Below are 4,757 nucleotides of genomic sequence, written 5' to 3' on the forward strand. Positions count from 1 at the left end.
GCTTTCTCTGCATGAACTTTCTTTACCGGAGTTTGATTGGCTTCAGGTGCCGAACCGACATCTACTGAGACAAATCCTCCCGCTTCCATAATCTTGTCAAAAGCACTGCGATCGACGACCAGATCCTTAATCACAGGAAATGGTCCGGCTCTCCAGGGTTCGACAACAATCTTCTGACCGTCACGGAACGAACGCATATGGAGCTGGCATGTGGCTATTTCTTTTTCCGGCCCATGGGGACGGCCATTAATGAACAATCCGCAGGAACCGCAAATGCCTTCCCGGCAGTCGTGCTCATAAGCAACAGGATCTTCTCCCTTTTTGATCAGCTTTTCATTAAGCGCATCGAGCATTTCCAGGAACGACATCTCCGGATTGATTTCGTCAAGCTCGTAGCCGACGAACTTACCTTTGGTTTGTGCATCGGGTTGTCGCCATATATTGAGTTTTACTTTCATTATTTTAACAGTTTGGTAAAAATTTGAATTTTCAATTGATTGAGATGCAGATTTATAAACTTTTCTTGTATCCCTATGGAGCTCACATGTTAATCATGTTCCTGCTGTAAAGCCGGTGCATGATGTTTCTTAACGGTATGTTTAACAAACCAATCATCATTTATAACTTCTTACCTTCACTTCGGTAAATTCATACCGGAGGGGCTCTTTATGAAGTGCGGGCATTTTGTTATCACCCTGATATTCCCAGGCCGCCACATACATATAATTTTCATCATCCCGAAGGGCTTCACCGCTTTCGGTTTGATATTCTTCTCTGAAATGGGCTCCGCAGGATTCATTGCGATTCAGGGCATCCTCGATCAGAAGCTGGCTTAAATCAAAAAAGTCGGCTACCCTTACCGCTTTCTCCAGCTCCTGATTCATCTGACCCATGGAACCCGGAACGATCAGATCATTATAAAATTCGTCTTTTAACTGTTTGACCTGCACACGGGCTTCTTCCAGGCCTTCTTTATTCCTTCTCATGCCACAATGATCCCACATGATCTTTCCCAGCCGTTTATGAAAGGAAGTAGCGGTTTGTGAGCCGTTGATTGCCATCAGATTTTCCAGTTTTTCCCGGGCATCGCTTTCCGCACGGGCAAATTCCTCCCGGCTTGTTTCCGGTTTGGCGGTTTTAATTTTGTCAGCCAGATAGTTGCCAATGGTATTGGGCAGTATAAAATATCCGTCGCCGGCACCCTGCATCAACGAGCCTGCTCCAAGTCTGTTGGAACCATGATCTGAAAAATTCGCTTCACCGATGGCAAACAATCCGGGGATGGTGGTCATCAGCTCGTAATCCACCCACAGGCCTCCCATGGTGTAATGGCCGGCCGGATAGATCTTCATGGGTGTTTCATAAGGGCTGTCGCCGGTGATCTTTTCATACAAGTGGAACAGGTTCCCATACTTATCACCGATGGCCTTAGCTCCCTGCCCTTGTATGGCATGTTTGAAATCAAGGTAAACCGCCTGGCCGGTAGGCCCTACCCCATATCCTGCATCGCAGCGTTCCTTTGCTGCTCTTGAAGCCACATCGCGGGGAACCAGATTGCCAAAAGCCGGATATTTGCGTTCCAGGTAATAATCCCGTTCCTCTTCGGGAATGTCGTTGGCATTCCTTGTATCTCCCTTTGCTTTGGGCACCCAGATCCGGCCGTCATTTCTCAGGGATTCCGACATCAGTGTAAGCTTTGACTGGAAATCGCTAAGCTGAGGGATGCATGTGGGGTGGATCTGTATAAAACTCGGATTGCCAAAATAAGCTCCCTTCCGGTAAGCAATCATGGCGGCGGATCCGCTGGAAGTTACCCCCAATGTAGATAAATAATATATGGTTCCATAACCGCCCGTGGCCAGCACAACGGCATGGGCAGAATGGCGCTCCAGCTCGCCTGTACACAGGTTTCTTGTAATAATACCCCGGGCTTCCCCCTCCACCAGAACCAGTTCCAGCATCTGCCGCCTGTGAAACATCTCCACCTTACCCCGGGCAATCATCCGTTTTAATGCGGAATAAGAACCCAGCAATACCTGCTGTCCCGTTTGTCCCTGGGCATAAAAGGTTCTGGATACCTGAACTCCGCCAAAAGAGCGGGTGGCGATCTGACCTCCGTAATCTCGGGCAAAAGGTACTCCCTGCGCAGTCAACTGATCAATAATCCCGTTACTGACCTCGGCTGCCCGGTATACATTTGCCTCGCGCGCCCGATAATCTCCTCCCTTGATCATATCAAAATAAAGCCTGTAAATGCTGTCGCCGTCGTTCCGGTAATTCTTGGCGGCATTAATGCCGCCCTGAGCTGCCACGCTATGGGCACGACGGGAACTATCCTGATAACAAAAGGATTTTACATGATATCCAAGCTGAGCCAGAGAAGCTGCTGCCGATGCACCGGCAACACCGGTACCGACAACAATGATTTCCAGCTTCTTTTTATTCGCCGGACTCACCAGCTTCATGGATTCAAGATAATGGGTCCACTTTTCTTTCAAATGACCATGAGGGATCTTTGAGTCTATTGCTGCCATAATGTGTATCCTTAATTAGCTTGTACTGATCAGAAAATAAAGCGGTATCACAGAAAATCCTACCCCCATAACCACGGCAAAAACATACGCAATCCTTTTCAGGCGTAGCCTCCACTTATCATTGTTCCATCCCAGCGACTGAAACGCAGCCCATAATCCGTGCGATAAATGAAGTGCCAGGAAGAGGGCCCCCAAAATATAGACCAGATCATACCACCACCAGTTTTTAAACAAATTGGCCACCAGACCGTAAAGATTCTGCATCTCGGTTCCGTTAACCATAACCGTCTCCACATGCCCAAATTTAGCTTTCCAGAAAAAATTAGAAAGGTGGATCACCAGGAAAATTAAGATAAATGCCCCAAGGATGAACATGTTTCTTGAGGGCCAGGTTGAACTGCCTCTCCTGTTCAGTTCCTTATAATGCATAGGTCTGCTTCTCTGATTCTGGAGTGTTATATAAGCCGAATAGATAATATGGACAATAAACCCAAGGGCCAAAAGGGGCTCTATGATCACAATCACTGGATTGGTGGCCATTAAATGGGCTGCCGCGTTGAAAGCGTCAGGCCCTACCAGCAGAAGGGAATTTACAGTTAAATGAACGATCAGGAACAAAATGAGAAAGATCCCTGTAACGCTCATTATGAATTTTTTCCCAACGGAAGAGGTAAAAAAATTGCTCATAGATCTCGTTTTTGGTTTAATTTTATAAACTTGCGTGAGCCGTTATATTTGACATATACTGTATGCGAATATATTCTCAACTTCTTGCAAAATAAATGTTTCTTGACAGAAATTCAATTAATTTAAATTAATTTTACATTATGTACGATCCTTTTTCTAAAGCATTTTACAGAAAAAACAGACAAAAACTAAAAGGGCACCTGGATAAAGATTCGATGGCACTCCTTTTCTCAAATCACAAGATGCCCCGAAATGGCGACCAGTTTTTTTCTTTCCGGCAAAACTCCGACCTATTCTATCTATCAGGAATCGAACAGGAAGGGACCATTCTGGTAATAGAAAAAGAAACGGATTATCTTTTCATTGAAGAACCAAACAGCCGGACCTCCCTCTGGGAAGGCGACCAGCTAACCAGAGACCAGGGGGAAAACCTTTCGGGAATAGAAAACATACGATGGATTCGCCAATTCGATGATATCATGGAGAAACTGCTCCGCTCGAAAAAAAAGATCGGTTTTAACACCGATATCAAATTAAATGCCGGAGGCTTGAGATCCCCGGATGAGGTTTACCTGGAGCGGTTCCGCTGTCAGTATCCGTTTCACGGCTTTTTCAACCTGAGATCCATCCTGTCGGAGCTAAGGCTGCGAAAGGAACCGGAAGAGATTGATGCCATGCAAAAAGCCATCTCTATTACAGGCCAGGCAATGAACAGAATTTTTAAAACATTGAAACCGGGCATCTCCGAGAAAGAGCTGGAGGCAGAAATCACCCACGAATTTATCCTTCGGCATTCCAACGGTTTTGCCTTCGAACCCATTGTTGCCTCAGGCAAAAACGCCACTGTGCTTCATTACAATAAAAACAATGACGTATGCAGAGACAACGAACTGCTTTTACTTGACTTCGGGGCAGAATACCGGAATTATGCCGCAGACATCACACGGACCCTTCCGGTGAACGGTCGCTTTACAACCAGGCAAAAGGAGTGTTATCAGGCAGTGCTGGAAGTTATGGAAGCAGTGCAAAAAGAGATTAAGCCGGGAATCACCATTAAGGAACTCAACGATAAGGTCAAAGAACAACTGATAGAAAAGCATATCCAGCTTGGGCTATACAAAAGAAAAGATATGGAGAACAATGAAAATCCAATATGGAAAAATTATTTTCCCCATGGCGTATCGCACTTTATCGGCCTCGACGTACATGATTACGGAGATAAAAACGTTATTCTGGATAAAGGAATGGTTATAAGCTGGGAACCCGGGATTTACATACCAGAGGAGAATATGGGCATCCGGATTGAAGATGATATTCTGGTGGACACTCCGCCGGTTAATATGTCTTCCGGGATACCGAAGGAAATGAAGGAGCTGGAGGAATTGATACAAGAAGTGAATAAGTGAATGTTTAAATGATCGCTAAAACCAGGGCCATAGCCTTACATCATATCAAATACTCCGACACGAGTGTCATACTTACCGCCTATACGGAAGCATTTGGAAGGATTTCCTTTATGTTGCAAGGCATTCGCAG

General features: G+C 45.7%; 5 protein-coding genes. 2 read left to right on the forward strand and 3 right to left on the reverse strand.

Annotated elements, in window-relative coordinates; all coding sequences use genetic code 11:
• The 3 genes from KGY70_17085 to KGY70_17095 all read right to left on the reverse strand — a co-directional run.
• The coding region (locus KGY70_17085) for a succinate dehydrogenase/fumarate reductase iron-sulfur subunit (GenBank protein MBS3776915.1) at positions 1 to 458 on the reverse strand (458 nt) is incomplete at its 3' end.
• Positions 459 to 614: 156 nt separating this feature from the next.
• On the reverse strand, positions 615 to 2,534 hold the full coding sequence (locus KGY70_17090) for a fumarate reductase/succinate dehydrogenase flavoprotein subunit (GenBank protein ID MBS3776916.1): 1,920 nt from the start codon (positions 2,532 to 2,534) through the stop codon (positions 615 to 617).
• A 15-nt stretch (positions 2,535 to 2,549) separates the two neighbouring features.
• Positions 2,550 to 3,221: a succinate dehydrogenase cytochrome b subunit gene (locus tag KGY70_17095; GenBank protein ID MBS3776917.1), complete on the reverse strand. Its 672-nt coding sequence runs from the start codon at positions 3,219 to 3,221 to the stop codon at positions 2,550 to 2,552.
• Positions 3,222 to 3,361: 140 nt separating this feature from the next.
• Between KGY70_17095 and KGY70_17100 the strand changes: the two genes are divergently transcribed.
• Positions 3,362 to 4,627, forward strand: a complete 1,266-nt coding sequence (locus tag KGY70_17100) for an aminopeptidase P N-terminal domain-containing protein (GenBank protein ID MBS3776918.1) — start codon at positions 3,362 to 3,364, stop codon at positions 4,625 to 4,627.
• An 8-nt stretch (positions 4,628 to 4,635) separates the two neighbouring features.
• On the forward strand, positions 4,636 to 4,757 hold a 122-nt coding region (locus tag KGY70_17105; protein ID MBS3776919.1), incomplete at its 3' end, for a recombination protein O N-terminal domain-containing protein.

It is taken from the genome of Bacteroidales bacterium (genome assembly GCA_018334875.1).
Lineage (GTDB): Bacteria > Bacteroidota > Bacteroidia > Bacteroidales > UBA12077 > JAGXLC01.

Coding starts and splice junctions, on each gene's coding strand:
- KGY70_17090 (MBS3776916.1), bottom strand. CDS start 2,534: ATGGCAGCAATAGACTCAAAGATCCCTCATGGTCATTTGAAAGAAAAG.
- KGY70_17095 (MBS3776917.1), bottom strand. CDS start 3,221: ATGAGCAATTTTTTTACCTCTTCCGTTGGGAAAAAATTCATAATGAGC.
- KGY70_17100 (MBS3776918.1), top strand. CDS start 3,362: ATGTACGATCCTTTTTCTAAAGCATTTTACAGAAAAAACAGACAAAAA.